Source organism: Streptomyces sp. NPDC059166 (genome assembly GCF_042755185.1).
Classification (GTDB): Bacteria; Actinomycetota; Actinomycetes; order Streptomycetales; family Streptomycetaceae; genus Streptomyces.
The window spans coordinates 1-1,548 of record NZ_JBHZCI010000100.1 but is presented as its reverse complement, the minus strand read 5'-3'; the positions used below and the strand labels follow the sequence as shown (position 1 = coordinate 1,548).

Here is a 1,548-nt window from a genome sequence, read left to right as displayed (position 1 = left end):
CCCCCGTTATGTTTTCTGCGGCTCCGCAATGGGGCCGCTGGCCTCCGGGCCTGGCATGACTGTGTCCCCCTGTCGAACGGATGACCTGGGGGGTGGTGTCACCGGGTCTGGGGGTGTTCGTCGGAGCCGCTGATGAGAGGTCCGGCCACCGTCCGGTCCGGTGCAATGCCGGACAGTTCGCGGGCGGCAGGTCTGCATAACGTGGATGCGCGAGCACGACACCCGAGCCGAGGCCGGCGCCGCCAAATCCCCTGGAAGGGCGCGATGCTCGAGATTGAAGACGTGGGCGTGTTCCTGGGCCTGGACGTCGGCAAGTCCGCCCATCATGGGCACGGGCTCACTCCGGCCGGGAAGAAGGTCTTCGACAAGCAGCTGCCCAACAGTGAGCCGAAACTGCGGGCCGTCTTCGAGAAGCTGGCCGCGAAGTTCGGCACCGTCTTGGTGATCGTGGACCAGCCGGCCTCTATCGGCGCGCTGCCCCTGGCCGTTGCCCGGGACACCGGCTGCAAGGTCGCCTACCTGCCAGGACTCGCGATGCGCCGGATCGCCGACCTCTACCCCGGTGAGGCGAAAACCGACGCCAGGGACGCGGCGGTGATCGCGGACGCCGCCCGGACCCTGCCCCACACCCTGCGCTCGCTCGAACTCGCCGACGAGATTACCGCCGAGCTCACTGTCCTGACTGGCTTCGACCAGGACCTCGCCGCCGAGGCCACCCGCACCAGCAACCGGATACGCGGCCTGCTCACCCAGTTCCACCCGTCGCTGGAGCGTGTCCTGGGCCCCCGCCTGGACCACCAGGCCGTCACCTGGCTCCTGGAGCGCTACGGGTCCCCGGCCGCCCTGCGCAAAGCCGGCCGACGCCGCCTTGTCGAGCTGATCCGCCCGAAAGCCCCGCGCATGGCCGCACGACTGATCAACGACGTCTTCGACGCCCTGGACGAGCAGACCGTCGTCGTTCCCGGCACCGGCACCCTCGACATCGTGGTCCCATCCCTGGCCCGCTCGCTCGCCGCCGTCCATGAACAACGCCGGGCACTCGAAGCCCAGATCAACACCCTGCTGGAGGCCCACCCTCTTTCCCAGGTCCTGACCTCGATGCCCGGCGTCGGCGTCAGGACCGCCGCAGTCCTGCTGACCACCGTCGGCGACGGCACCAACTTCCCCACCGCCGCCCACCTCGCCTCCTACGCCGGCCTCGCCCCGACAACGAAGTCCTCGGGAACCTCGATTCACGGCGAACACGCCCCGCGAGGCGGGAACCGCCAGCTCAAGCGGGCCATGTTCCTGTCCGCCTTCGCCTGCATGAACGCCGACCCGGCCTCCCGGATCTACTACGACAAACAGCGAGCCCGCGGCAAAACCCACACCCAAGCCCTCCTCCGCCTCGCCCGCCAACGCATCAGCGTCCTGTTCGCCATGCTCCGCGACGGAACCTTCTACGAACCCCGAACACCGAAGGACGTCGAACTCGCCGCATAACCCCACCATCCGAACCACCCCAAACCCGACAGGGATGCCTTGACGAACGACATAGAGGCACCCCCC

General features: G+C 68.6%; 1 protein-coding gene. It reads left to right on the top strand.

Features of this window, described 5'->3' with window-relative positions; all coding sequences use genetic code 11:
- Positions 1 to 264: 264 nt before the first annotated feature.
- Complete coding sequence (locus ACFXOA_RS32275; protein WP_385035733.1) at positions 265 to 1,482, top strand: IS110 family transposase; 1,218 nt, start codon at positions 265 to 267, stop codon at positions 1,480 to 1,482.
- Positions 1,483 to 1,548 lie beyond the last annotated feature (66 nt).

Coding starts and splice junctions, on each gene's coding strand:
- ACFXOA_RS32275 (WP_385035733.1), top strand. CDS start 265: ATGCTCGAGATTGAAGACGTGGGCGTGTTCCTGGGCCTGGACGTCGGC.